Annotated in this window: 17 protein-coding genes and 2 tRNA genes; 6 read left to right on the top strand and 13 right to left on the bottom strand. The window is 70.1% G+C overall.

Translation table 11 applies throughout. The features are described 5' to 3' along the window. Window positions 1-48: 48 nt before the first annotated feature. Genes eutC through FJ309_06350 form a run of 3 tightly spaced genes read right to left on the bottom strand, consistent with a single transcriptional unit; the run spans window position 49 to window position 3,976 of the window. Window positions 49-855 carry an ethanolamine ammonia-lyase subunit EutC gene (gene eutC / locus FJ309_06360; protein MBM3954222.1) on the bottom strand — a complete coding sequence of 269 codons (807 nt, stop codon included), beginning with the start codon at window positions 853-855 and terminating at the stop codon, window positions 49-51. Further along, window positions 852-2,267 (bottom strand): ethanolamine ammonia-lyase subunit EutB, encoded by a 1,416-nt coding sequence (locus tag FJ309_06355; protein ID MBM3954221.1) that lies wholly within the window; start codon window positions 2,265-2,267, stop codon window positions 852-854. The genes eutC and FJ309_06355 overlap by 4 nt, the downstream gene beginning before the upstream one ends. Then, a complete protein-coding gene (locus FJ309_06350) occupies window positions 2,264-3,976 on the bottom strand; it encodes an amino acid permease (GenBank protein MBM3954220.1) in 1,713 nt (570 codons plus the stop codon). Before FJ309_06350 ends, FJ309_06355 begins: the two co-directional genes overlap by 4 nt. A 27-nt stretch (window positions 3,977-4,003) precedes the next feature. Between FJ309_06350 and FJ309_06345 the strand changes: the two genes are divergently transcribed. From FJ309_06345 to FJ309_06335, 3 genes are all read left to right on the top strand, one after another. Beyond that, a tRNA-Leu gene (locus tag FJ309_06345) sits at window positions 4,004-4,087 on the top strand. A gap of 115 nt (window positions 4,088-4,202) precedes the next feature. Further along, window positions 4,203-4,275 (top strand) — tRNA-Lys (locus FJ309_06340). A gap of 119 nt (window positions 4,276-4,394) precedes the next feature. Then, window positions 4,395-4,955 (top strand): rhodanese-like domain-containing protein, encoded by a 561-nt coding sequence (locus FJ309_06335; protein ID MBM3954219.1) that lies wholly within the window; start codon window positions 4,395-4,397, stop codon window positions 4,953-4,955. Here the strand turns inward: FJ309_06335 and FJ309_06330 are convergent. The 3 genes from FJ309_06330 to FJ309_06320 are packed head-to-tail and all read right to left on the bottom strand — an operon-like array spanning window position 4,870 to window position 7,325. Then, on the bottom strand, window positions 4,870-5,514 hold the full coding sequence (locus FJ309_06330) for a methylated-DNA--[protein]-cysteine S-methyltransferase (protein ID MBM3954218.1): 645 nt from the start codon (window positions 5,512-5,514) through the stop codon (window positions 4,870-4,872). The two genes, FJ309_06335 and FJ309_06330, sit on opposite strands and share 86 nt — an antisense overlap. Before the next feature lie 49 nt (window positions 5,515-5,563). Beyond that, window positions 5,564-7,021 (bottom strand): FAD-dependent oxidoreductase, encoded by a 1,458-nt coding sequence (locus FJ309_06325; GenBank protein MBM3954217.1) that lies wholly within the window; start codon window positions 7,019-7,021, stop codon window positions 5,564-5,566. Between the two features lie 43 nt (window positions 7,022-7,064). Continuing rightward, a complete protein-coding gene (locus FJ309_06320) occupies window positions 7,065-7,325 on the bottom strand; it encodes an AbrB/MazE/SpoVT family DNA-binding domain-containing protein (GenBank protein ID MBM3954216.1) in 261 nt (86 codons plus the stop codon). Window positions 7,326-7,391: 66 nt separating this feature from the next. Here FJ309_06320 and FJ309_06315 point away from each other — a divergent pair, with 66 nt between their 5' ends. Next, window positions 7,392-8,720: a PQQ-like beta-propeller repeat protein gene (locus FJ309_06315; GenBank protein MBM3954215.1), complete on the top strand. Its 1,329-nt coding sequence runs from the start codon at window positions 7,392-7,394 to the stop codon at window positions 8,718-8,720. Here the strand turns inward: FJ309_06315 and FJ309_06310 are convergent. Next, window positions 8,677-9,570 carry a PEP-CTERM sorting domain-containing protein gene (locus FJ309_06310; protein MBM3954214.1) on the bottom strand — a complete coding sequence of 298 codons (894 nt, stop codon included), beginning with the start codon at window positions 9,568-9,570 and terminating at the stop codon, window positions 8,677-8,679. The two genes, FJ309_06315 and FJ309_06310, sit on opposite strands and share 44 nt — an antisense overlap. Before the next feature lie 1,468 nt (window positions 9,571-11,038). On the opposite strand from FJ309_06310, the gene FJ309_06305 reads away from it, so the two are divergent. After that, window positions 11,039-13,360, top strand: coding sequence for a hypothetical protein (locus tag FJ309_06305; protein MBM3954213.1), 2,322 nt, complete (start codon window positions 11,039-11,041; stop codon window positions 13,358-13,360). Here FJ309_06305 and FJ309_06300 read toward each other — a convergent pair. Both FJ309_06300 and FJ309_06295 read right to left on the bottom strand, forming a co-directional pair. Continuing rightward, window positions 13,326-14,195, bottom strand: a complete 870-nt coding sequence (locus FJ309_06300) for a tRNA glutamyl-Q synthetase (GenBank protein ID MBM3954212.1) — start codon at window positions 14,193-14,195, stop codon at window positions 13,326-13,328. The two genes, FJ309_06305 and FJ309_06300, sit on opposite strands and share 35 nt — an antisense overlap. Further along, window positions 14,192-14,983 (bottom strand): CAAX prenyl protease-related protein, encoded by a 792-nt coding sequence (locus FJ309_06295; GenBank protein ID MBM3954211.1) that lies wholly within the window; start codon window positions 14,981-14,983, stop codon window positions 14,192-14,194. The genes FJ309_06300 and FJ309_06295 overlap by 4 nt, the downstream gene beginning before the upstream one ends. Before the next feature lie 197 nt (window positions 14,984-15,180). On the opposite strand from FJ309_06295, the gene FJ309_06290 reads away from it, so the two are divergent. Next, window positions 15,181-17,274, top strand: a complete 2,094-nt coding sequence (locus FJ309_06290; GenBank protein ID MBM3954210.1) for an elongation factor G — start codon at window positions 15,181-15,183, stop codon at window positions 17,272-17,274. 6 nt (window positions 17,275-17,280) lie between these two features. Here the strand turns inward: FJ309_06290 and FJ309_06285 are convergent, their stop codons facing one another. The 4 genes from FJ309_06285 to FJ309_06270 form a co-directional block, all read right to left on the bottom strand. Beyond that, window positions 17,281-17,538: a hypothetical protein gene (locus FJ309_06285; GenBank protein MBM3954209.1), complete on the bottom strand. Its 258-nt coding sequence runs from the start codon at window positions 17,536-17,538 to the stop codon at window positions 17,281-17,283. A gap of 161 nt (window positions 17,539-17,699) precedes the next feature. Then, window positions 17,700-18,809, bottom strand: coding sequence for a DUF1559 domain-containing protein (locus FJ309_06280; GenBank protein ID MBM3954208.1), 1,110 nt, complete (start codon window positions 18,807-18,809; stop codon window positions 17,700-17,702). 295 nt (window positions 18,810-19,104) lie between these two features. After that, window positions 19,105-20,832: a hypothetical protein gene (locus tag FJ309_06275; protein MBM3954207.1), complete on the bottom strand. Its 1,728-nt coding sequence runs from the start codon at window positions 20,830-20,832 to the stop codon at window positions 19,105-19,107. Continuing rightward, a complete protein-coding gene (locus FJ309_06270; protein ID MBM3954206.1) occupies window positions 20,829-25,235 on the bottom strand; it encodes a hypothetical protein in 4,407 nt (1,468 codons plus the stop codon). The genes FJ309_06275 and FJ309_06270 overlap by 4 nt, the downstream gene beginning before the upstream one ends. Window positions 25,236-25,392: the final 157 nt, after the last annotated feature.

The raw sequence follows: 25,392 nt of genomic DNA, 5'->3' as shown, positions 1-25,392 counted from the left end.
GCAACGTAGCCTCGCCCGGCCGTGGCGGGCAACGCGCTGGTCAGCGCGTCAGCCTGGCGCCGGCGGCGGCAGGCGGGGCGGTTCGCGGTCGTCCTTGAGTGCGACGCCGCTGATTCCACGCGCCCGGGCCTCGCGGAGCAGCCAGAGGAGCGTGGCCGCCGCAGCCGCGGGGGGCAGGCCGCCGGGGTGGATATTGGAGACACAGTTGCGCTCGGCGTCGGTCCGGCCGGGGCGTGGGTCGTGGACGAAATAGGCGCCGAGGCTCGCCGGGGCGGTGAGGCCGGGGCGCTCCCCGAGCAGCACCAGCGCCAGCCGCGCGGCGAACAGCTCGCCGATCTCGTCCCCCAGCGCGACCCGCCCACGGGGCACGACGACCACCGGCGCGATCCGCCAGCCGTCAGCCGCCAGCGACGGCAACAGCGCGCGAGCGAGCGCCGGAGCGTGGGCTTCCGCCGCCGGGGCCGACAGGCCGTCGGAGACGATGCAGACGATGTCGTGCGCGCGGCGGGAAGTGTCGTGGTCAGCGACGAGCCGGGCACGGGCGGCGGGGGCGAGACGCCGGCCCAGATCGGGGCGGAGGAGATGGGTCCGGCGGTCGGTGGCCTGCGACTCGGCCACGACCGCCGGCCAGCCGGATGCGGTGATCCGCTCGGCGACGGCGACGGCGTCGAACGGGGCGAGCACCGCGTCGCGGGCCCGGGCATGGTCGAGCGACAGGGCCAACAGCGCCGCAGTGGTGAGACTGTCCCCCGCGCGCCCGAGGGCGACTCGCGCCGGCGTCAGTCCCGCCAGTGGCGGCCACGGCCGGCTGCCCGGCTGGGTCACCGCGCCGCCGGGGCCGGCGTCGTCGCTCATCGGGGAATCACCGCGGTGCTGGCCAGCCCGGGAAGCGCCGGTAGCCTCGCGGCGAGGCGATGGGCCGGCTCGGGGGCGAGGCGCCCGGCGCCGTCGAGGATGCCGACCTCCGTCGCCCAGGCTTCGAACTCCGGCGCCGGGCGGAGGCCGAGTGCCTGCCGCAGCGCCGCGGCGTCGTGGTACGAGGTCGAGACGTAGTTGAGCATGATGTCGTCGCCGCCAGGGACACCCATCACGTAGCTGCACCCCGCCGTGCCGAGGAGGAACAGCAGCCCGTCGAGGTCGTCGGGGCCGGCGTCGGCATGGACGGTGTGGCAGACGTCGCAGCCCATCGGCAGGCCGAGCAGCTTGCCGCAGAAGTGGTCTTCGAGCCCGGCCCGGGTGATCTGCCGGCCGTCGGCGAGGTACTCCGGGCCGATGAACCCGACGACCGTGTTGACCAGCAACGGCCGGAAGCGCCGGGCCACGCCGTGGGCACGGGCCTCGAGCGTCTGCTGGTCGACGCCGTGGTGGGCACCGGCCGAGAGGCACGACCCCTGCCCGGTCTCGAAGTACATCACATGGTCACCGACCGTGCCGCGGCCCAGCGCCCGCGCCGCCTCCTCCGCTTCGGCGAGCATCGCCAGCGTGATCCCGAACGAGCGGTTGGCCGCCTCGGTGCCGGCGATCGACTGGAACACCAGATCCACCGGGGCACCACGCTCGAGCGCCTCGAGCTGCGTGGTCACGTGGGCGAGGACGCACGACTGCGTCGGGATCCGCCAGGCGGCGATCCATTCGTCGAGCAGGCGCAGGAGCGTGACCACGCGATCGACGCTGTCGGTGGCGGGATTGATGCCGATCACGGCGTCGCCGCAGCCGTGCGCCAGGCCGTCGAGGATCGCGGCGGCGATCGGCAGCGGGTCGTCGGTGGGGTGGTTGGGCTGGATGCGGACGGCGAGCCGCCCGGGCAGGCCGACCGTGTCGCGGAATCGGGTCACGACCCGGCATTTCCGCGCCACCAGGATCAGGTCCTGGGCGCGCATCAGCTTGCTGACCGCGGCCGCCATCTCCGGCGTGATGCCGGCGGCGACGGCGGCCAGTACCGTGCCGTCGGTGTACGGGTCGAGGAGCCACTCGCGAAATCCACCGACGGTGAGATGCGACAGCGGCGCGAAAGCCGCGTTGTCGTGGGTGTCGAGGAGCATCCGCGTGACGTCGTCGTCCTCGGCGGGGATCAGCGGTTCGGCGAGGAATCGCGCGAGGGGCACGTCGGCGAGGACGAACCGGGCGGCGATCCGCTCCTCTTCGGCGCCGGCGGCGATCCCTGCCAGTTCGTCGCCGCTGCGCGGGGGGCTGGCGCGCGCCAGCAGCGTCTTCAGGTCGCCGAAGGCGTGGGTCACGCCGCCGAGGGTGGTCGCGTAACGGCTCATGGACGCGGGGGCGGGGTGTGGGGGACGTGAGGATCGACGTGGTGGGCGTCGGCGACGGCGTGGGGATCGATCCGGCGCCGTAGCACTGTCCACCAGGCGATGCCCGCCACCGTCATCACCAGCGTGTACTGCGCCGTGCCCGAGCGCCACCAGGTGGCCGCATCGCCCCGATTGGACCATCCCATCGCCACCAGCGACATCGTCGCCAGGCCGAGTGCCGCCAGCGGCACCCACGGCGCGCCCGGCGCACGCCAGGGCCGCGGCAGGTCGGGCTCCGTCACCCGCAGGCGGAGGAGCGCCACCATCGAGACGATCATCAGCGTCACCGCGCCGAACGCCGACAGCGTGATCAACAGCGTCGTGTCGAGGGCGACGACCGCCGCGGCGCCGATCACGAACGTCGTCAGCAGGGCCACGACGGGCGTGCCGGTCGCCGGGGCGATCCATCCCAGAACGCGGGGCAGGTATCCGGCCCTCCCCATCTCGAGCAGACCCCGTCCGGCGGCGAGGATGATCCCGTTGAGCGAGGCGACCAGGCCGAGCACCCCCATCCCGACCAGCAGCGAAAACAGCGGATGCCCCGCCGCGACGAACTGCCCCAGTGCCAGCGGTAGCGGGTTGTCGGACAGCGGTGCGCCGGCGCGCGGCACGACGCCGCCCTCCACGCCGGCGACGAGGTCGGCCGGCGCGTACACGACCCGTTCCCAGCCGCCGACCCCGACGGCACCGAACAGCACGACGACCGACAACACCACGAGCGTGACCAGGGCCGCGCCGAAGCCGCGCGGGATGTCGCGGTGCGGGTCGCGCGTCTCCTCGGCCGCGTTGGCGACCCCCTCGATCGCCAGATAGAACCAGATCGCGAACGGGATCCCGGCGAACACGCCTCCCACGCCGTGCGGCAAGCCGTTGGCGGCGAACGCCTCCCAGCGGAAGTGCGGCAGCGCCAGCCCGGCAAACAGCACCAGCTCGCCGACTGCCAGGAGCGTGACGGCGAATTCCAACAGCGCCGCCTGTCGGACGCCGACGACATTGACCACCGTGAACAATGCCAGGACCACCAGCGCCGCGGGGCGCTGACCGACGGCGGGTGCGAGGGTGGCGACGTAGCTGCCGATCGCCATCGCGATCGCCGGCGGGGCGAGGACGAACTCCACCGCCTGGGCGATGCCGGCGAGGAACCCGGCCCCCGGCCCGAGACCACGCACCGCATACACGAACGCCCCACCCGCCCGCGGCAGGGCGCAGGCGAGCTCCAGGTAGCTGAACACGAACGCCGCATACATCGCGGTGACCAGTGCGAATGCCGCGAGCATCCCCAGCGAGCCGGCGACCGGTAGCCCGAGGTTCCAGCCGAAATACTCACCCGAGATGACGTAGCCGACACCCAGGCCCCACAGGGTGAACGGCCCCAGCACGCGGTGCAGCGTCGCCGACGGCGGCGTAGCAGGTTGTGGACGAGTCGAGCTGCCGCCGGGTGCGGCCGCCGGCGATCCGGGCAACCCTTCGTGTTTCCCGCGGTCGCCTGAGTGGGAAAAGGCCACGGAGGGCGTTGTCCACGGGCTGTGAAGGGACGGCGGCATCAGTGGGTGTCCGGGGGCGCTGGGAGTGGCGGCGACGAGTGGCGGACAGACTCCCGCGGCTGGTCGATTGTGGCAGACCGGCCGGTGCCGGGGTCGCCTTGCACGGGATTCACCGGCTGCTAGCATCACAGGTGCCGTTGCAGACGGCCACTTGCCCGAGTGGCGGAATTGGCAGACGCGCAAGATTCAGGTTCTTGTCCAGGTAACTGGGTGGAGGTTCAAGTCCTCTCTCGGGCACTTCCGCGGCCGCTTCGCGCACCGTGATTCCAGGGCCCGGGTCTCTCCCCGCCCCGAAGGCCGGGTCCATCACCGGCCCGTTGTCCGGCCTCAGTCTGCTTGTAGGATGGCTCTCGAGGCTGTAGCTCAGTCGGTAGAGCAGCGGACTTTTAATCCGTCGGTCCAGGGTTCGAGCCCCTGCAGCCTCATTCGGCGGCTCGATCGGGCGCGGCCGGTCGGCTTTTCGTCTCGACCGGGCCGCACGATCGGTTCATGATCGGGGAAACGGAAGCTCCCCGATTCCCGCCCTTCCATGGAGGACGTCGCGATGGTCGCCACGATCACCCCCGCGGTGCTCGCCGATCTCCGTCGCCGGCACGAGCCGGTGACACTCATCGACGTGCGGACGCCCGCCGAATATGGCGAGGTCCACGTCACGGACGCCCGCAACATGCCGCTCGACCGGCTCGATCCGCGTGCCATCGCGAGCTTGGCCGGCACGCGGCCGGTGTACGTGATCTGCAAGTCGGGCGGGCGCAGCCAGAAGGCCTGTGAGCAGTTGCTCGCTGCCGGACTTGGCAACGTGTTCAGCGTCGAGGGGGGCACCGCCGCCTGTGAAGCAGCCGGGGTGCCGGTGGTGCGCGGCCGCAAGGCGATGTCGCTCGAGCGGCAGGTGCGGATCGCCGCCGGGTCGCTGGTCGCCAGCGGAGCGGCCCTGGCGGCCTTCGGACCGGACGCGACCTGGCGTGCGATCGGCGCCGGGCTGGCGGGGTTCGTCGGCTGCGGCCTCGTCTTCGCCGGAGTCACCGACACCTGCGGGATGGCGATGCTCCTGGCGCGGATGCCGTGGAACCAGGCGTCGGGAAGCGGCGCCGCCTGCCGGGTCTGACGTCTCCTCGCCGGCGTCCGCCCATCGCGAGGCACCGCTCGTGGTCGAGGAGCCAGGCCTTCGAGCCCGTGCCGGCCGCGAAGCCGACGAGGGCTCCGCTGCTGCCGATCACCCTGTGGCAGGGGACGACGATCGGCAGCGGGTTTTTTCCATTGGCACCGCCGACCGCGCGGGCCTTGCGGGCATCACCGAGGCGCCGGGCCTGGTCGGCGTAGCTGATCGTGGTGCCGAAGGGGATCGCGCGGAGCACGGCCCAGGCGCGCCGTTGAAACGGCGTGCCCCCGGGATCGAGCGGGATGTCGAACTCCGTCCGCTCACCGGCGAAGTAGGCCGTGAGCTGCTCGGCGGCAGCGCGGAGAATCGCCATCGCTCGCTCGCGCTCCCCGTGGGGATCGCCGTCGAACGCCACAGGCCGCTGCCGGCCGTTCACCCCCCTCACTCCCCACGACACGCTCCGCAACCCGGCTTCGGTGGCGACGAGCGTCAATTCGCCGAGGGGCGAGGGCAGCGTCGCCTCGGCACACGGCGACGTCGGTCGCGGGGGGATGGTGACGGGCATCGATGAAGACTATCCGCGACGCGCCCGTGCCGACACCCCGGCGGAAGATTCAAAGAAACGCCGCCACGTCGTCGACGGCACGCCGCGCCGCACGGATCGCCCCCGCGCTCGACGCCACCAGGCTCCCCACGTCGCCGTGGGCGAACGCGATCGGGCCGAACGGCCGCCGCGCGCGCAGTTGGTGGTTCCTCAACCCCGGTGCCGAGCAGTGGATCGCATGGCCGCGGCGGTAGAGATGGGCCTCGACCGGCGTGATCGCCCCCTCCGGGAAAGCGGCGTGAAGATCGTCGGCCACCGCGGCGGCAAGCGCCCGGCAATGATCGTCGTCGAGGAGCGACTCGCGCGCGTCCTCGGCAAGCGGGACATAGCAGGTGAGGACGTCGCCTCGAGCATCCCCTGACGCCGTGCCGACCCAATCGGCCACGATGCAGTCGGTGAACCGTCGGCCCGGACACCAAGTGTCGTAGCCGAGGCGCGGCACGGGGCGGTCGCAGCGGACGTTGACGACGCAGTAGGGGGCGTAATGGATCCGCTCCATCGCCCCGCGCTGGTCGGCCGGCAGCCCGGCGACGATCCGCGTGGTCACGAATTTGGGGAGGGCGACGATCGCCGCTTTGGCGCGGATCCCGGTGACCTGCTCGCCGGCGACGTAGGTGACCTCGACGCCATGCCCCGCGCGCGACAGCGACAGCACCGTCGCCCCGGTCACCACGCCGACCGACGGCGCCGTGGCGATATCGGCCGCCAGCCGTCGCGCCAGTGCCCCGACGCCGCCGGGCCAAGTGACGCGGCTGTCGGAGCGGTCGGGCCCGGCCCACCAATGGAGCGTGTCGATCGCCAGCGACGCGGCGACGTCGGCTGACGAGCCGCCCCAGTTCGACGGGCAGTAGGCATCCCACCAGCGCCGCACGTGGTCGCCATACGGGGCCAGGAGCGCGGCGAGCGGCGTCGCGTCGTGGCGCTCGTCGTCGGGAGCGAGGGCGAGGAGGTCGCGCCGGCAGGCGGCGAAGTCCTCGCGCACCGCGCGCGGGTAGGGCAGGTGGTCGAGCCCGTCGCCCCAGGTGTCGGGCGTGAACGTCCCCTGGTCGGCGGTGCCATCCCAGCTCGCCACCGGCAGCAGCGGCAGGCCGAGCTCGGCGGCGAGCAGGCCGGCGGCATCACCTCTGCCGACATACGCCGTGCCGACCGAACAGGGGATCCCGCCGAGCGTCGTCGACTGCGCGTGGCCACCGGGGAGCAGCTCCTTTTCGAGAACGACGACGTCGTGATCGCGGCACAGCCGGGCCGCGGAAAGGCCACTGATGCCGCCGCCGAGGATCACGAGGTCGGCGTCGCGCCACCGGCTTGGTCGGGGGAATGCGGCGCCGTCGCGGACCCGGTGGCAGTCGGCATACCGCTCCGAGTCGAGTGCCGTGGCGGAGGGGGCGGCGCTCGAGTGAATCGGGCAACCGGCCAGCACCGGTCCGGCGATCGCGATGCGGAGGGCGTGGCGGCGGGGGGTGCGCATCGGGGGCGTGACCGAGGATCGGCAGTGGCCAACGGCACCGTCATCATCGCCGGTCCGGTGATCTCCCGCCACGGTCGGCACCCGTGGCGGTCAGGGGATCTTGATCGAGACGCGGCTCGACCCCAGTCGGGTGAAATCCCTTTCGTTGAACGACAGCAATCGCTGGCAACCGCGCCGCCCGGCGGCCACGAGGCCGCTCGCCATCGGCCTCGACGACCAATTCCGTACCCGGCGTCATCCCGAGGCGATCACGCAGCGGCTTGGGGACGACGATCCGGCCGGCCTTGTCGATGGTAATTTTCATGCCAACTTGGTATTTCAGCGACCGTCGACAGGCAAAGTTGCAGGCCGTCCTTGGCGGAGAGCAGTCATGAGCGTTGGGGAATTGATCTCCGAGTCCGGCGGTTCCCCGAGGCGGCACGTGTGGGGGCGGCTGCCGCGACGGAGCCTGACCGCCATCGCCATCGCCGCGATGGCCGCGTCGGCCCATGCCGGCGACACCGCGATGAGCGACTGGCCCCACTGGCGCGGGCCGACTGGTAACGGCGTGTCGCCCGACGCCACGCCGCCGGTCGAGCTCGGCCCCGACAACAACCTCCGCTGGAAGACGGCGATCCCCGGGCGCGGCTCGTCGTCGCCGGTGGTCCTCGGGCCCGACGTGTTCGTGACCAGCGCCGTGCCCGTCGCGGGGAAGCAGGGGGAGCTCGACTTCCGCCTGTTCTGCCTCGACCGCGCCACCGGGCAGGTGCGCTGGTCGCGGACCGCTGTCGCCGCCGTGCCGCACGAGGGCACCCACCAGACACACGGCTTCGCCTCCGCATCGCCGTGCACCGATGGCCAGCGCGTCTACGCCCACTTCGGCTCGCGCGGGCTGCACTGCTTCTCGCGCGACGGCGAGGCGCTGTGGCAGCGCGACTTCGGCGACATGCGAATCCGCAACGGGTTCGGCGAGGGGAGCTCGCCGACGCTCGTCGATGGGATGATCCTCGTGCCCTGGGATCACGAGGGGCCCTCGGCGCTCCACGCGCTGGATGCCACGACCGGCCGAACGGTGTGGGAAACGCCCCGCGACGAACCGACTGCGTGGGCGACGCCTCTGGTCGCGACCGACCGCGCGGGGGGCAAGCAGGTGGTGATGAACGGCCAGCGCGCCGCGCGCGGCTACGACCTCGCTACCGGCAAGGAACTGTGGCGCTGCGGTGGGCAGACGGAGCGCCCCTGCGCGTCGGCAGTCGCCGCCGACGGCGTGGCGATCGTCGCCAGCGGGTTCCGTGGGGCGTTCATCGGCGCTTTCGATCTCTCTGGCCGCGGCGAGCTGGCGGCCGGGAGCGGCGTGCTCTGGACCCGTTCGAGCAACACCCCTGATGTCGGCTCACCGCTGCTCTCGGGGGACCGCGTCTATTACTACAAGGAGAAAACCGGCCTGCTGACCTGCATCGACGCCCGGACCGGGGCGCCGCACTACGAGGCGGCGCGGATCCCTGGCGTGGGACGGACCTATGCCTCGCCGGTCGCCGCCGGCGGGCACGTTTACCTCACCGATCGCGGCGGCGCGATCACCGTGATCCGCGACGCTCCCGCGCTCGAAGTCGTCGCCACCAACGACATTGGCGAGGGAGTCGATGCCACGGCCGCCCTGGCCGGCCGCGAAGTTTTCATCCGTGGCGAGGGGCACCTGTTCTGCTTTGCTCGTCCGTGAGGGACGGCTCGGCGGCGTCGCCGCTGCCGGCGGCGCTGTGGCGTTTCTTCCGCCGCGCCCGCCATACGGCCTGACCGGCAAGGGCACTGCCGGCGATGCCGGCCATCGCCCAGGTCGAGGGCTCCGGGACGGCGGTGCTGAAGATCGAGACGCCACGGTTGGAGTAGTCGAGTACGGCGAGCGTCTGTGTACCGGGGTCCCACGCGAAATCGTAGGCCCCGGTGGCGCTCGACGGCGGCGCGGTGCCGTTGAGAAACGTCCACGTCGGCGTGATCGTCGAACCGCTGGTGGTCGTGAACTTGACCACGTTGGTCGGGGACTGCCCCTGGATGGTCCGATCGTTGAAGATCAGCAAGTCACCCGAGTAGTTGTTGACGAAGTTGCCGAACGTGCTCGAGACGACCGCGTTCATGAACCCGAGATTCGTGACGATCGCATTGGTCGCCGTCAACGCGACGATGACGTCCGATTGGCCGTTGACATTGCTCGTCGGCCCCCTGACGGTGTTCGCGCCGGTCCGGTTGGCGCGGCTGACGCTGTTGTTGACCCGTGTGTAGAGGTCCCCGGTCGTGGGATCGAACGCGATGTCGCGCCAGGTCGTCGACGTCGGATTGGTGTTGATGATCATGCCCTGCTGGGCACCAGGTGGGACGTTTGCGGTCGTTGTGTAGATTGATGACCCGGAGACTGAATCGTTGAGGAAACGGCGTCCCTGCCCCTGCGTCACCCAGGCCAGCCCACCGCCCTGGGCAGGATTTCCCTGAAAGCCGGGATCGAATGCCGGCCCGGCCATGCCGCGCGTCGTGCCGATATTGGCGGTGGTCGTTCCCGAAGCCGAGAGGTCCCACATCTTCTGGTTGGTGGTGGAAAACGCCTGGATGCCGGTGGCGGTGTTGGCTCCCGAGTCGAACGACGCGCCGAGGATGGAGCCGCTGATCGACAGACCTGTGTAGCCGCGCGAGCTTCCCACACTACTGATCGTGCCGAATGGGGTCGAGTACGCCGCCGTGAGCACACCTTGCTGGGTGGCGTTGGTGATCTCGACGAGCGATGTGGTGGTCACCGTCGCGCTGCCGTTGAACCCGGCAACCCACAGCCGCGAGCCGTTCCAGGCGACGGCTGCCGGATTACTGCCGATGAACGACGGATTGGCGGCTCCGCTCGTCGCCCCGAGATCGAACCGGGCGATCTCGTAGAGGCCGATCTGGGCATGGACGGGCGCCCCGGCCAGGGCCAGCGAGAGCACGGCGATCGTGATCGGCGCCGCGTGGAACCGGCCGACAGTTGCATTGAGCATCGTGAAAACGCGGCCGCGCGTTTGAGCCCCCGAAACCTTCCTGACATGACGGTCCGTCATCTCCATCTCCTTGGAAACGTGGCGGGTAGAAACCTCTCATGGACGGTCGCCGAAGCACGGTCCGGATGATCTCCCGGACCGATGCCTGGTCGGTTTTCAAAAGCGGTTGATCTGTGCAGCGCGGTCATCGGCCGCGCGGATTCCACGGCGGCGCGCCCGCCCGGATGCCTTCCGCGCGAGACGATCGCCGGCTCATGGCGCGCAGCCGGCTTTCAGGCGGCCGACGGCGCGACTGTAATCACCGGAGCCTTGCCCGCGGGCGTGGTCCGGCCGCACGACGGCGGCGCGGCAACGCTCACGGGCGAGGGTGCCGGAAAAACGTGGAAAACTCGGTGGAACGTCGTATCGGTGCTGCGCAGTGCCTCCTAGGACGGTTGGCCAACCGTCGCCCACCGGTTCAAGCCGGTGGGACCACGGTTCAGGACATCTCCGGCCGTCCCCCGCGCGATGACGCGCCGGGCAGACGAAGATCCCGAGGAGCGATAGGCAAACGGCGTGCCCGGAAGCTGGGTAATCCGAACAGCCGAGCCAAGTCGCCGTGCAGGAAGCGACTTATGGCTCACGCTCGTCCGAGGTCGCGTGTCGGATCGAGCGGGGCTCGATTGCCTCTGTGGAGCGAATCACTCCGCATCGACCTTGCCGCGCGAGGCGATTCACCCCAGACGGCGGGGCCTCTCGCGAGGGACCTGACAGATCGTTCAGCGATCGAATCGCGGTGTTCACGCGACCTGCGCCGGCTTCGAGTGTCCCCCCGCTTACGGTACGGCGATTGCTGAGCCAGCAGTGCCCCGACGCGTCCAAAAGCGCCTGGCACCGAAGGCCACCGCCAAACGCGGCGATTCGCTGCGCTGCCCGCGGGGTCAAGGGGGAGACGAATCGGCAAGTCAACTGTTACCCGTCCGCGCACAGGACCCGCGAAGCCCCGCGCCGTCGGCCCCACGTACCCCACGGAGTGATCCGGATGCCCGAAGCTGAAGACTTCCCCTTCCGAACGCGCCGCGCACGCGGCCCGAGCCGACCGACACCGACGGCGTGGCTGCTCGCCTTGGCAGCGTTCGCGCTTGCCCCGCCGGTCACCGGCCACGCTGCGTCCCCCGAGCTGCGCGGCACGTGGCTGACCACGACCTCCTCCGACGACCTCGCGCAGGGCAACGTCTCGACCACCATGGCGACGCTCCGCGGAGTCGGCCTCAACACCGTCTACGTCGAGGCCTGGAAGAACGGCTACACCAACTTCACCTCGCCGACGCTCACGGCGGTCACCGGGACGACATCGCTCAATCCGAGCCTCGCCGGGCGGAATCTCCTCTCCGAGACGCGCTCCGCCGCCGCCGCCAACGGCCTGGTGCACGGCGCCTGGTTCGAATACGGCCTCGCCGCCGGGTTCGGCAACCCGAGCAACCCCCTGGCGATCAAGGCCCGCGACAACGGCTGGCTCCTCCAGGACAGCGCCGGCAACTACACCAACGCGAGCAACGGCTTCTCCTGGATGAATCCGCTCGTGCCGCAGGTGCGGAACCTCATCAAGGGGATCGCCGTCGAAGCGGTGCAGCAATTCGACCTGCAGGTGATCCAGTTCGACGACCGGCTCGCCTGGCCGGTGCAATTCGGCTACGACTCGGTGACCCGCGCGGCCTACCTCCAGGAGACCGGCCGCAACCTCCCCACCAGCGCGACCGACGCGCAGTTCGTCGCCTGGCGGCAGGGGAAGATGCAGGCCTTCGCGACCGAGCTCCACGACGCGATCCGCGCCGCCAAACCCGATGTCGTGATCTCGCTGGCGCCGGCCGTGCTCAACGTCAGCTCCGCGAACCTCAACGCCAAGTGGTCCGACTGGGTCGCCGCCGGGCTGTATGACGAGGTGGTGCCGCAGGTCTACCGGACCACGATCGCCTCGTTCAACGCCGACTGGCCCGCGCAGGTCACGGGGATGGGAAGCCGCACCGGCGACCTCGCCGGCGGGCTGCGGATCCTCGGCACCGGCTCCGCCACGCCGTGGAACGATCTCCGCCAGATGATCGACCGGACGCGGCAAGATGCCACCGGCCACTCGCTGTGGTACAGCGAAGGGGTGACGCGCAGCGGCACCGGCGGCTACCTCCCCGAGCTCACCGCCTACTACGACGTCGCCGCGACCGGGCCGGCGGCCAATCCACTCTTCCAGTCGATCCGCTGGGCGGGGGCGGGAGGAGGAGGCGGCGCCGGCACGTGGGGCACACTCGACGCCACCTGGACCGCGCGCTCGACCGTGTGGTTGCCGACGGCGCGCGGGATCTTCGACGGGACGGGGGGCACGGTCACCGTGTCCGGGAGCCAGCGCGTCGAGGGGGGGCTGCAGTTCGCCACCGGCGGCTATCTGGTGACCGGTGGGACGCTGGCGCTCGGTGGGCTGTCGCGGTCGCTCAACCGGATCGCCGTCGAGGGCACGGGGACGGCGACCGTCGCCAGCCGGCTCGTCGGCAGCGCCGGCCTGACGAAGTCGGGATCGGGGACGCTCGTCCTGTCGGCTGGTGCTTCGAGTGGCGTGGCCGGGGGGCTCGCCGTCGAGGCGGGCACGCTCGTCCTCAGCGGCAGCCACTCCTTTGCCGGCGGTGCGGCGGTCAGCGGCGGACGGCTGCTGGTCAATGGCGATGCCGGCGGCGCGACCGGCGCCGTGAGTGTGATCGGGGGCACGCTGGGCGGCACGGGGATCCTCGGCGGGAGCGTGACGGTCGGTGCCGGCGGCGTGATCGCCCCCGGTGACGGGATCGAATCGCTCTCCACCCGATCGCTGTCGCTGGGCAGCGGCGCATTGGTCTCCCTCGAGATCGACGCCGCCGCGGCGGCCGCCGCGCGCGCCGACCTCATCGTCGTCGACGGCAACCTGACGCTGTCGGGCACGGTGGGGCTGTTCCTCGCCGACCTCGCCCCGGCGACCGATCTGGCCATCGGCACTCGCCTCGCCCTGATCAACTACACCGGCACCTGGAACGGCGGCCTGTTCACCTTCGGGAGTAGCACGCTAGCCGACGGTGCCTGGTTCACGTCCGGCACCCGGCAGTGGCAGATCGACTACGACGACTCGACCGGCGCGGCGAACTTCGCCACCGACCAGCGTGCCGGAGGGTTCGTCACGATCACTGCCGTCCCGGAGCCGGGGGCGATCACGCTCGCCGCGGCCGGGGCGGCGCTCGCGGCGTGGAGGATCGCGCGCCGGCGTCGCGATTCGCCGGCGGCCGGTCGGCAGGGCCGCGGGCCGCCGGGGCGCTTCAGCCGCCGGCCAACTCGGCCAGCGGACGGGTGAGGACGTCGGCGGGGGTGAACCCGCGAACGCGGAGCTCGCGGATCGCCAGGCCGCCGCTGCGCTTCGCGAGCCGCTTGCCTGCGGGATCGCAGACCAGATCCGCGTGGCACCACGCCGGCGACGGCCAGCCGAGCGCCTCGGCGAGCAGGATCTGCCGCGCGGTGCTCGAGAGCAGGTCGGCCCCCCTCACCACCTCGGCGATCCCCATCGCATGGTCGTCGGCGACGACCGCCAATTCGTAGGCGGCCAGGTCGTCGCGCCGCCAGACGATGAAGTCGCCGAAGTCGACGCCGGCGACGCGGGTCACGGTGCCCTGAAGGGCGTCGGAAAACGCCACCACCCGGCCGTCGGGCACGCGGAAGCGCCACGGCACGCCGCCGGGAGCAGTTGCCCGCGTCCGCTCCGTCGGCCGCAGGGCCGGGGGAAAGATCGGCTCGCCTCCGTCGGGGGAGTCGTGGGGCGCGGTGGCCGCCTCCTCGACGTCGCGCCGCGAGTGGGGGCTGGGGTAGATCGCCCCCGCCGCCTCGAGCCGCCGCCAGACGTCGAGAAACCACGCCGTCCGCCCGCTTTGCCGGTAGGGGGCGTGCGGCCCGCCGACGTCGGGGCCCTCGGTCCACCCGAGGCCGAGCCAGCGGAGGTCGTCGAGCGCGGCGGTGACGTATTCCTCGCGGCAGCGCGGGGCGTCGAGGTCCTCGATCCGCATCACGAGCCCCGCTCCCCGGGACCGGGCCGCGGCCAGCGCGAAGGTCCGGGCGTGGCCGACGTGGAGCAGCCCGGTCGGCGTCGGGGCGAGCCGGCCGCGGAGCGGTGCGACGGCGCCTGCCGTGGCGTTCACATCAACCACCACGATCCGGTCGCGAGGACGTAGGCCCCCAGCGCCAGGTTCGTGCCGGCGTGGGCGAGGATGCAGTCGATCGGCTGGCGCGTCCGGGAGGCGATCCAGCTCACCGCGGGAAACCACACTGCGGCGGCGAGCGCCTCGGGCGGATGCGTAGCGACGCCATACACGGCCGCGGCCGCGAGGACGACCGCCGACAGCGTGCCGAACGGCACCCGCCAGAACTCCTCGTTGACGACGTAGCGCGTGAGGAACCCGCGCACGAACAGCTCCTCGGCGATCGGCACCGCGACGACCAGCCCGAGGGCGCGCACCGCGAGAAACGGCCAGGTCGCCGCGCTTCCCGCGCCGAACGCGGTGAACGGATCGAACCCCTCCCGGGCCCCGAAGCCGAGATCCCAGCCGCTCCCGCGCTGGAGCGTGGCCAGGATCACCCACGGCACGACCAACGCCACGCCCGCCAGCGCCGTCCACCACGTCGGCCGGCCGAGCCACCGCACCAGGTCGCGGCCGCACCAGCCGATCGCGGCGAGCGTCGCCGCGACCTGGAGGGCGTAGGCCCAGGGGTAGGCCGCCCACGGGATGCCGAGCGTGGCGGCGAGCCCGCCGCCCTCCGCCGAGGGGAGAAACGAGCCGGCGACCATGTATGTCACGAGCGGCGCCAGGCAGGTCACCCATGGCGCCCGGGGGCCGTGATCGGGCAGCGCCGTGGCGCCGTCGGCCGGAGGCGGTGCCCCGGCGCCGGGACGGGGCGGATCACCGGGGGCGGGAACAGACGGGGTCATCAGCGTCTCGTGGGGCCGGAATGGGCGGAAGACTCCCCCCGGCCGGTTGGCCGGGCGGGTCGTAACGGCGGGGGCGCTGCCTCCGCCTGTCCGGCGGGGAGAGAGCCGAGTATATTCCCGGAGTCTTTCCCTCCTTGAAACCGCGGGATTCTCCGCGGTTCCCCCCTTTTCCCCGCCGCAGGTGGATCGAGCTCTCCATGGATCTTTCCAAGCTCCGCAACATGGGCATCTCCGCCCACATCGACTCCGGCAAGACGACCCTCTCGGAGCGGATTCTCTACTACGCCGGCCGCATCCACCGCATCCAGGAGGTCAAGGGCGGGGGCGACGGGGCGACGATGGACTACATGGATCTCGAGCGTGAGCGCGGGATCACGATCACCAGCGCCGCCACGAGCGTGAAGTGGGGCGACTGCGACATCAACCTCATCGACACCCCCGGCCACGTCGATTTCACCGTCGAGGTCGAGCGTAGCCTGCGCGTCCTCGACGGCGCGATCCTCGTGCTCTGCGCCGTCGGCGGTGTCCAGAGCCAGTCGATGACCGTCGACCGGCAGATGAAGCGCTACAAGGTGCCGCGGCTGGCGTTCGTCAACAAGATGGACCGGACCGGCGCCAATTTCGAGCGCGTCGTCAAGCAGCTCCGCGAGAAGCTCGGCTGCGACGCCGTCCCGATGCAGATCCCGATCGGCAAGGAAGACAAGCTCCAGGGGGTGATCGACCTGGTGGCGATGAAGGCGATCCACTTCGACGGCGACAACGGCGAAACCGTCCGCGTCGAGCCGATCCCCGCCGACCTCACCGCGGCGGCGAAGGACGCCCGCCACGCGATGCTCGAGAGCCTGGCGATGTATTCCGACACGCTGATGGAGAAGCTCCTCTCCGAGGAGCCGGTCTCCGAAGACGAGATCCATGCGGTCGTCAAGCAGGCGCTGCAAAACCAGAGCATCACGCCGGTGTTCTGCGGCTCGGCCTACAAGAACAAGGGCGTCCAGCCGCTGCTCGACGCAGTCGTCCGCTACCTCCCCAACCCGGTCGAGCGGAAGGTGATCGCCAAGAAGTGGGACAAGCCCGACGAGGCGTTCGACCTCGTGCCCGATCCGAAGAAGCCGCTGGTGGCCATGGCCTTCAAGATCGTCGACGACCCCTACGGCCAGTTGACGTTCATGCGGATCTACCAGGGCTCGATCTCCAAGGGCGAGGCCTACATCAACCAGCGCACGAGCCAGAAGCAGCGATTCAGCCGGATCGTGCGGATGCACGCCGACAAGCGCGAGGAAATCGATACCGCCGAGGCCGGCGACATCGTCGCGGTGATGGGTGTCGATGCGGCCAGCGGCGACACCTACGCCTCGGAGCAGAAGTACTGCACGCTCGAGAGCATGTTCGTGCCCGAGCCGGTCATCAAGATGGCGATCACGCCGACCAACCGCGACGGCCTCGACAAGCTCGGCAAGGCGCTGCAGCGCTTCACGCGCGAGGATCCGACGTTCCGGATGAGCACCGACGAGGAGACCGGCGAGACGCTGATCGCCGGGATGGGTGAGCTCCACCTCGACATCTACGTCGAGCGGATCAAGCGCGAGTTCAAGGTCGAGGTCGAGGTCGGCGCCCCCAAGGTCAGCTACCGCGAGGCCCCCACCAAGGGCACGGCCTACGACTACAAGCACAAGAAGCAGACCGGTGGTTCGGGCCAATACGCCCACATCATCGGCCACCTCGAGCCGCTCCCCGAGGACACTCCCGAGAACTTCATCTTCGAGGATGCAGTCGTCGGCGGCCGTGTGCCGCGCGAATACATCCCGTCGGTCGAGAAGGGCTTCCGGGCGGTGCTCGACAAGGGGCCGATCGCCGGGTTCCCGATCGTCGGCGTGAAGGCGACGCTCGAGGACGGCTCGTACCACGACGTCGATTCGTCGGACATGGCGTTCCAGATCTGTGCCCGGGCCGGCTTCCGCGAGGCGTTCCTCGCCACCAAGCCGGTGCTCCTCGAGCCGATCATGAAGATGGAGGTCGAGGTCCCGGCCGACTTCCAGGGGCCGGTCACCGGCGAGCTCAACAAGCGCCGCGGGCTGATCATCTCGACCGAGACGGTCGGCAACACCTCGACGATCGTCGCCGAGGTGCCGCTCGCCGAGACGTTCGGCTACTCGACCGACCTGCGCAGCATGACGCAGGGGCAGGGGGTGTTCACGATGGAGTTCGCCAAGTACCGGCCGACTCCGGGGAACATCCAGAAGGAAATCATCGAGCTCAAGAAGAAGCAGGATCTGGTGGCGGCGTCGAAGTGACGCCCGTCACCCGGCCAGCTTTTCCGGGGGCTCGGTGCCGGTGGACGGTACACCCGGCTGGCTGAACTCCAGGTCGGTGACCAACAGCAGGTCGATGATGTTGAACGAGTCGTCAGGTTGCATGACGACCGTCGTACGCCCCGACGGGCTGGCGAGCGCCCATTCCGGATGACGGACCGGGATCTCCCGACCGTCAGCAAGGTGGAGTGTGAACGGACGGAAGGGCTGCGCCCGGAGGGCGTCGCGGAATCGCTCGACGGTCATCGTGTCGGCCTCGCCGGAGGTTGCTTGACCTGGAAAGAGTGTACCCGTGTCCATCGGGTGATCAACCGGCGCTCACGCGGCAACAAAAAACCGGCGAACCCGAAGGCCCGCCGGTTTGATGATTTCGTCGCCGTCACGCGGCTGGAGCCGGCAGCCCGCGATCAGTAGGAGTTTTCCGAGAGCGGCTTGAGGGTGTTAAAGCCGGAGACGATTCCGGGCATGAAGCCCGCCCCGCCGACCGTGTTGCCGGTGAGGAGTTGGGAATACACGGCCGCGTCGAGGCCGTCGCTGACGAACTTGGCGTGGCCGTCGCAGAACACCGCCATCACGCCTCCCGGGTGCCGCGACGAGGGCAGGGCCTCGGGGCGGACGCCGATCGACGCGGCCGTGGCGGTGGCCGGCTGGTTGATGACCTTGAACGGCGTGGTCACGACGGGAGACGACGGGAAGCTGGAAATGTCGGCCAGAATCAGGCCGATGCCGACGATCGGCATGCCCGTGCCGCTGAACGGCTGGGTCGCATCCCAGGCCCGCGGAGAGAACGAGTATTGCTGCGACGCCGACCGCGGGGCAGCGTCGTAAGCGGCTTGCGGGGAGAACATCGCCCCGTTGCGCTCCATCGCCAACAGCGTCATCGTCGCGCCGTCGCCACCACTGATGTAGTCGATGCTCGTCTTGGCCGAGGCATAGACACCACTCGAACCGGCGCGGCCGAACGTGTCCATCATCACGCCGTCGTCGCGGAACTGCCGCCCGGCGATCACGCCCATGCCGATGTTGCCGGCGTAGGCGATCGTCGGCGTGCCCTCGGGATCGGGGCTGCTCGACGGGCAGATGAAGATCTCGATCGCCGGCACCTGGACCTGAGTGCCGTTGTTGAGCGGACGGCCGGCCATCGGGGGCGGGGCAAGCCCACAGTCCTCCCACAGCTTGTACAGGTCACGCCGCTCGAGATTGGGAAGGAGGAGCACAGGCCAGCTCACGGCACCGAACGCGAGCTGATCCTGCTGCTGGGCCGACGTCAGGGCGGCGCTCCCGAAGGCCGTCGTCGCCGGGTGCTTGTTGCGCCAGCCAGGGATGAACTGCTTCTGGCTGTCGAACGACACCGCCGCCAGTCCGATTTGCTTGATGTTGTTGAGGCAGGTGTTGCGCCGGCCAGACTCACGGGCCGCTTGGACGGCCGGGAGGAGAAGGCCGACGAGCGTGGCGATGATCGCGATGACCACGAGGAGCTCCACGAGCGTGAAGCCGCGGGGGGCGTGCCGTTTCATGGGAAGGTTCCTTGATGCCGCCTGGCCGCTGGAGAGCGGGAGCGGAGCGGTGACGAGCGGGAGGATGGAGGCGACGCAGCGTGAAGGACGTACGGACGGGACGGGTGGACTGTTCAAAGCGACGGCGAAACCGGAAGGGTGGCCCGGTGGCCAACCCCCCACACCACATTGACCGCCCCCTCATGAGGACGGATCGCAGACCTTGCCCCTACAAATAGTTTCGGGTCCAGAACCGGCTTTGTCCAGCGCAGGGGCTCGGGTGGTGCCCCCTCGGCGATGCAGGTCGGGCAAGGTGTCAGGGACTGACGAACGAGTGCCGCACGGTGATCTGCCGGATCTGCCGGCTGGAGGGTTCGTAGCAGCGGATCCGGACTTCGATACCGCGCAGCGGATACTGGTAGGGGGGCTGGGTTTCCGTCTCGCCGGGATCCTCGCCGGCGTCGGCAAAGTCGCCGTCGCCATTGAGGTCGGCCGAGGGATCGGTCTCGTCGACCCGGCCATCGCCATTGTTATCGAGGCCGTCGGCTCCCTCGTCGACGGTGTTGTCGCCGTCTTCGTCGCGCCCGTTGGTCTCGTAGTGCGTGCTCCAGGTGTCCCAGACGCGGGCCCTCGGATTCGGAAACGGGGCCGCCGAGCCACGCAGGCCGCTCCGCGGCTGGCCGAACCCGGAAAACCGCGACACCGGCACCTGGTTATTCGGTGGATTCCCGGGCTTCATCGTGCCGTTGCCGAGATCGACGTAGCCACCGAAAGCGAACGCCGGGGGCGTGAGCCCGGCAGCGGTCAGGTAGGCGGCCCCGTAGCCAGGGTCACCGGGTACCAGGGGCGTCGTCTGGCCAGGGCGCAGGGGGATCGGGGCCTCGGGGTCGAAGACGCGGACGTCGAACGCGATGACGTTGGTGAGGATCACGTCCTCCCCTTCGCGGCTCCCGCGAAACACGAGGCCGTCCGGGACGATCTCACCGATGGCGTCGCGGCTCTGGTGACCGCTGTCGGGCAGGGATCCGGCGCCGTACGTGCCGACGTATCCCGGGTGTCCGGGACGCTGCGACTCCTCCGGCTGTTGCAGGATCCCGTCGTAGTTGTGGTCCTCCCAGTTGACGCAGAAGCCGAAGGGAAACCCGCTGCCGTCGGTGTTGCCGACGACGTTGTGCATGAACCGCGCCTCGCGCCGCGTCAGGTCGGCCAGCGTGTTGGGAACGAGCCGGCCGGGGGAGATCGTGCTGGTGGGGTCCTGATTGGGGAGCGTCATGCCGGCGTTGCGCTCGAACCGGGCCGAGACGTCGTACAGGTCGAAAAACTGCGACCACGGGTAATACCCCTGGCGCATCGCCGCCGTGTTCGACGGGATCGACACGTTTTGGGCATTGGTCGTCATTGGCGGAACCGCCGGGGGCGACGGCAGGCTCGTGCCGCTGTAAAATGGATCGATGCCGACGTAGCCGAGGACGAGGAGCTGCTTGCGGTACAGCGTGAACGTCACCGGGTCGGTCGGACCCGCAGAGCCGGTCGAGCCGCTGACCGTGCGGCGCAGGAACCAGCCGACCTCGGCCACCGGGCTCTCGAGCGTGCGCACGCCGGCGCTGGTCGTGAACCTCCCCTGAAACGGCGGATCGGTGCTCCGCGTCGTGAACAGGAGCACGTCGTCGATGTCGCCGACGATCCGGTCGTCGCTGCCGCTGCCCGCGATCAGGCTGTAGGCGGCGTTGCCCCCCTTGGCGACACCGCCGGCGCTGACCGTGTCGGACTCGGGCCCCTCGATGACCTCGAAATAGCCGTCGCCGGAGTCGGGATCGAGCGGCGGGAGCGTGCGGGCAGTCGCGCCGGCGAGGTCGCCGCGGAGGCGCCACGCCGCCGAGCGCATCCGGCCGTCGAGCTCGATCATCGCCCGGCTGTCGGACACGGCCGTGCCGAACGCGCCGAACACCTGCGCGATCGCCGCCATCAACAGCAGCGTCGCCGCGGTGGCGACGAGCATCTCGACGAGCGTCATGCCGGAGCGGCGGCCCTGCCTGCGGGTCATTCGATGATCCTCCGCAGGACGACGGCGTCGCGCACGTTGTGGGGCTTGCCCGGCTCGAAGGCCACCGGGATCGACCGGTCGATCACGTAAAACGCCCGGTGCGTCCGGACGCTGTCGGGGTTCCCCTCGATCATCTCGCGGAGCGTGATCCAGACGCCGAACAGGTGCGACCGCGTGGTGGTGGTGTTGGCCAGCCGCGTGGCGGTGTAGAGGCCGTGGACCGGATTCAAGTCGATCGACTCCTTGAGCCCGGGCTCCTGGTTCTTGTAGTCGTCAGTCGCCGGCTTGGGCCGGTTGGCGGCGTTGCCCTGCGTGTCGGGCAGGGTGGGATCGAGGTTCGGGTTCTTGTCGAGGGCGAGAAGTTGCGCCATCGACCGGGCCGGTTGGCCGGAGGCGAAGTCGGCGACCTCGGCGGCCGAGATGCCTTGCGCCGCCACACGCTTGCGGAGTGGCGTCGGGGCGGGCGTCTGGTTGCCGTTGACCTTCGTGACCAACGGCCCGGCGACGACGGCGTCCCACACGTCGTCGGCGGTGACCGTGTTGAGATTCACCCGCCCGGGCTCGCGGAACGCCGAGAGCTGGTTGACAGGCGTGGTCACTGTGCCGATCCCCGCCTGCGACCAGAGGTTCGTCGCGGTCGTCGCCACCGGCAGGCTCGTGTGGATGGCAGCGAACCGGGTCGGCACATGGACGGCGTCGAGGAGCAGCAGCGAGGGAAGATCGGTCGCCGCGGCATCAAGTCGCCGATATGAATCGAGCACTTGCCATGGCCCCTTGTCGTGGATCCTGTCACCGGGCACGAAAAACAGTTCCGTCGCCGAGATGAACGGCCGGTTCGGCCAGTGGAACCAGGCCGGGGCGTTGGAGCCCGAGCCGACCGGATCGAGCGGCCGGAACGTGAGCGTGGTGCCGACGCCGGGGGCGAAGTCACCGGCCTTGTTGCGCCAGAAGGCGGTCGGGCCGGTCGCGATCCGGCTCTTCTTCTGCTGCGGCGGCGGCGGGATCAGGCCGCCACCCGTCGAGCGGTTGACGACCTTCACCTCGACCTTGTCGACGACCCTGTAGCAGGGCACTTTCAGGTCCTTCGGCTCGATCCCCTCGGGATCGTCCTGCCACGCCTGGCCGGTGACCGTCGCCGTCGGGTCGGTGAGCCGCTCGAGGTAGATCGTCGCGTCGCGGTCGGTGCCGATCTGGCCGACGGTGCCGGGCACCTTGAAGTCTTTGAGCGTCACGGTCCCGGTGGCGGTGATCGTGTTGTTTTGCGTGTTGGTGCCCTGGAGCAGCAACCAGGCGTCAACGCCGATCTTCGGGCTCGCCGCGGGCGTGGTGAACCCCGACACGCCGACTTCATTGGAGCCGAGCCCCATCGCGCTCGAGCCGACGTCGAGCCGCGCGTAGGTCGTCTGCTTGGTGGCGTTATCGACGATCCGCAGCCGCCACACCGGCTTGACCGAGGCATCGGTCGGATCGACCGCCGCCTTCTCCGACTTCTTCGCCAGCTCGATGCGGTTGCTCGGCTTGCCGTTGGCAAAGGCGTCGAGGGCCACGTCGCACGGCTCGGCGGCGATCGAATTGTCGTCGGTGCCGTAAGCACGGGCGTTCCAGGGCCGGTGGAGCATCACGAACAGTTCGGCTTGGTTTTGGTCGTCCTCCCAGGCACTGACTTCCGTGATCACGATCTCCGGCCGCTCCGCTCCCCACACCAGCCGCCTCGTCGCCGCGGCGGGCTCCACGCTCGTCGCGTCGCCGTCCACGTCCCAGCCGTCTTCAGGTCGGAGATCGACCTCGAACGGCGTCATCGTCGAATCGCCGTCGCGGAAGTCGCAGGCGTTGGCGACCCACTGGGCGTAGCGCTCGCGGGTGGCGTCGTCGGCGCCGGGATCGAGGGCGACGAGGATCACGAACAGGTCCTTGCACCACACCTGCCGCTGGACGTAGTAGGCGTTGCCGGCCTGGTAGCCGTCGGGCTGGATTCCCGACAGGGCGCGGTTGAGATCGAAGCGCTCGCCGCGCGCCGCCTCGCCGCCGAGGAGTTGATTGACGAGCGTGCCGCTGCCGCCGATCTGGCCGCTGTCGGGGAAGGCGGCGAAGAAGCCGACGATCCGCCGCGCGGCTTCGCCGGTGATCGCCGTCGTGTCCCAACTGGCGGTCGTGAGCCGCAGCCGCGCCTCCTCGGAGAGGCTGCCGAGCATCGCCTCCAAGCGCGAGGGGAGCCGGGCAGCGTCGAGGTCGTAGGGGCGGAGCAGCTTCTCGAGCTCCGCCGTCGAGAACGGATTGGCCGACGTGATGCTCGTGCCGGTGTTGTCCAGCCAGCCGGCGCGCGATGTCAGTGGGATCTCGTAGGGGTCGTCGGTCGTCTCGACGTCGTAGTCGACCGGGTTTCGCGACGCGTCGCGGGCGATCCACTCGGCTTTCGTGAAGATCAGCCCCGGCACCACGGACCTGGCGGGATTACTTTGCGGCACAAAGACGTTTGCACTTCCAGTAGTGAACTTCATCCGCCCGTGGAGATCGGGGGGCGAGTTGTAGACGCCTCGATACGCGGGCTTTTGGCCGTTGGGGTCGGGCTTCCAGTCGAAGTTCGGATCACCGTCCCACCACAACGGCGGGATGCCGTAGCTGGTCTTCGCGCTCGACTGCATCGTGGCCGCGTCGACCTTGCGGTCGTTGACCCTGCTGATCGTGTCGTCGGTGAACGGCTGGCCGCTGCGGGCGAACGGAAACGACAGCGTGCCGTTTTGACCAGGCGTCTGGTCGGCGATCTGCCCCTGGGTGGAAAACGCGATCGTCGGGTCGAGCGCGCCCCCCTGCTTCGGCGGCTGACCGTAGCGCCCCTCGCAGTTGGGCAGCCGCGGCGTCGGGGCGTTGGCCGAGTAGCGGCTGCCGCTGTTGCCGGGGCGCTGGCCGCCGACGCCGTTGGTCTTGAGCAGCGTCCAGTTGATCCCGGTGAGGAGCTGGAGGGCCGGGTTTTCGTTTTGCTGTTTGCGCCCGTTGCCGTAGCCGTTGCCGTTCTTCGCGGAGGCGGCATCGAACAGCGCCCGGTGATTGATCTCCGCCGGGCCGAACCCGAGGCCCATCGGGATCGCCTCCTTGGGCGTGCCCATGCGGTTGAGCTGTGTCGGCTGGGCGCCGGCCGGGGGATTGGGCCAGTAGGCGTGCGACCCGGAATAGGTCAGCTCCATCAGCGAGCCGTGGGCATTGACGTTGAACCGGCCGTCGAGATCGACGACGAGCACCGAGGCATCGAGGCGGATGACGTTGCCGTCGGCGGTGGTCATCCGCGGCAGGCCGAAGTCGAGGAAGAAGCCGTCGTTGATCCCGTCGTTGTCGTTGTCTGCCGCGGGGGACACGCCGAACGACGAGATCTGCGTCTGGAGCCAATTCCCGGTGGCGTCGAGGGACATGCGGGCGGTGCTGCCGCTGGCGAGCGGCACATACGACGGCTTGAACACCACCGAGCCGGCGACCGACGGAGTCTTCCCGTTGCCGACGTTGTCGGCCGACTGCGGTTCGACCCGGGCCAAAAACGGATTGCGGTCGTCGAACCCGTCCCAGGCCTCGTGGAGATCGTTGCCAAAATTCGCGTCGCCGGCGAATTCGCGGCCATTGATCACCGCGGGCAGCGGCACGGTACCGGTCGGGGCGACGAATGGACGGGCCCGCGATGTATTGTCAACGACGAGCGAGTAGCGGTATTCATTCGTCTGCGGATGCTGGCCGGTGTGGATCGCCTTCACGATCCGGTGGCTCGTTGCCGCCCGGCCGGCGCCCAGCAGGGTGATCACGCGCCCCGGCAGGTCCTGCCAGGCGGTGTTATCCGGGGCCTGCGGCGAGCCCGAGCCGCCGAGGATCAGGTCGTAGGTGCGGAAGTCGGGGATCTCGAGCAGCGGCACGTTGGGGACCGCCGCGACGCAGGCGGTGGTATTGCTGCTGGTGAGTGCCGCCGGCCAAGCGGTGCCGGTGACCGTGGTCGCGACCTGGACGGTCGTCGGGTTTCCCGTGCCGTCTTGCAGCTCGAGGCTTGTCCGGCCGACGCCATACTTGTCGGCGAGCAGCGATTCGAAGGGAAACACGGTGCCGCTGCCGACCGGGTTTGGCGGATAGTTGGCCGACCCCGACGCGAACGTGTCGCCCGGCCAACGGAGGACGACGTTGGTGCCGCCGGCGACGACCGTGAGCATCACCCGGTCGAGCATGTCGGCCGGCTGGACACGCCGCGAATCCGACTCCAGCGCCATCCGGGAAAACGCCCGGGCGGTTTCCTTGGCCCGGGTCGCGACGACGAGATACGCCGTCCCGAGCATCATGAACAGCGTCAGCATGCTGAGGACGATCAGCAGGAGGACGCCGCGGCGCGGGCGCCCCCGGCCGTGGTCGCCCGTCGATCCGGCTGTCGTGATCATGACTGTCGCCTTCGCGCTGCCCGGCAGGCCCTTGCCCGGCCACCGGAACCGCTTCCCCACCCGTTACCGAACCCTATCGACCGTACGCTCCCGCCCCCTCCAAAACCACCGTCTGCTCGGCCAAACCGACTGAATCGACGAGGATCTGCACCGGACC

This window comes from Planctomycetota bacterium (assembly GCA_016872555.1).
Lineage (GTDB): Bacteria > Planctomycetota > Planctomycetia > Pirellulales > UBA1268 > F1-20-MAGs016.
This window is presented reverse-complemented; position numbering and strand designations above follow the sequence as displayed.

Bases quoted from the DNA above. Each gene is read 5' to 3' on its own strand.
- eutC (MBM3954222.1), bottom strand. From the start codon at position 855: ATGAGCGACGACGCCGGCCCCGGCGGCGCGGTGACCCAGCCGGGCAGC.
- FJ309_06355 (MBM3954221.1), bottom strand. From the start codon at position 2,267: ATGAGCCGTTACGCGACCACCCTCGGCGGCGTGACCCACGCCTTCGGC.
- FJ309_06350 (MBM3954220.1), bottom strand. From the start codon at position 3,976: ATGCTAGCAGCCGGTGAATCCCGTGCAAGGCGACCCCGGCACCGGCCG.
- FJ309_06335 (MBM3954219.1), top strand. From the start codon at position 4,395: ATGGTCGCCACGATCACCCCCGCGGTGCTCGCCGATCTCCGTCGCCGG.
- FJ309_06330 (MBM3954218.1), bottom strand. From the start codon at position 5,514: ATGCCCGTCACCATCCCCCCGCGACCGACGTCGCCGTGTGCCGAGGCG.
- FJ309_06325 (MBM3954217.1), bottom strand. From the start codon at position 7,021: ATGCGCACCCCCCGCCGCCACGCCCTCCGCATCGCGATCGCCGGACCG.
- FJ309_06320 (MBM3954216.1), bottom strand. From the start codon at position 7,325: ATGAAAATTACCATCGACAAGGCCGGCCGGATCGTCGTCCCCAAGCCG.
- FJ309_06315 (MBM3954215.1), top strand. From the start codon at position 7,392: ATGAGCGTTGGGGAATTGATCTCCGAGTCCGGCGGTTCCCCGAGGCGG.
- FJ309_06310 (MBM3954214.1), bottom strand. From the start codon at position 9,570: ATGTGGGACCTCTCGGCTTCGGGAACGACCACCGCCAATATCGGCACG.
- FJ309_06305 (MBM3954213.1), top strand. From the start codon at position 11,039: ATGCCCGAAGCTGAAGACTTCCCCTTCCGAACGCGCCGCGCACGCGGC.
- FJ309_06295 (MBM3954211.1), bottom strand. From the start codon at position 14,983: ATGACCCCGTCTGTTCCCGCCCCCGGTGATCCGCCCCGTCCCGGCGCC.
- FJ309_06290 (MBM3954210.1), top strand. From the start codon at position 15,181: ATGGATCTTTCCAAGCTCCGCAACATGGGCATCTCCGCCCACATCGAC.
- FJ309_06285 (MBM3954209.1), bottom strand. From the start codon at position 17,538: ATGACCGTCGAGCGATTCCGCGACGCCCTCCGGGCGCAGCCCTTCCGT.
- FJ309_06280 (MBM3954208.1), bottom strand. From the start codon at position 18,809: ATGAAACGGCACGCCCCCCGCGGCTTCACGCTCGTGGAGCTCCTCGTG.
- FJ309_06275 (MBM3954207.1), bottom strand. From the start codon at position 20,832: ATGACCCGCAGGCAGGGCCGCCGCTCCGGCATGACGCTCGTCGAGATG.
- FJ309_06270 (MBM3954206.1), bottom strand. From the start codon at position 25,235: ATGATCACGACAGCCGGATCGACGGGCGACCACGGCCGGGGGCGCCCG.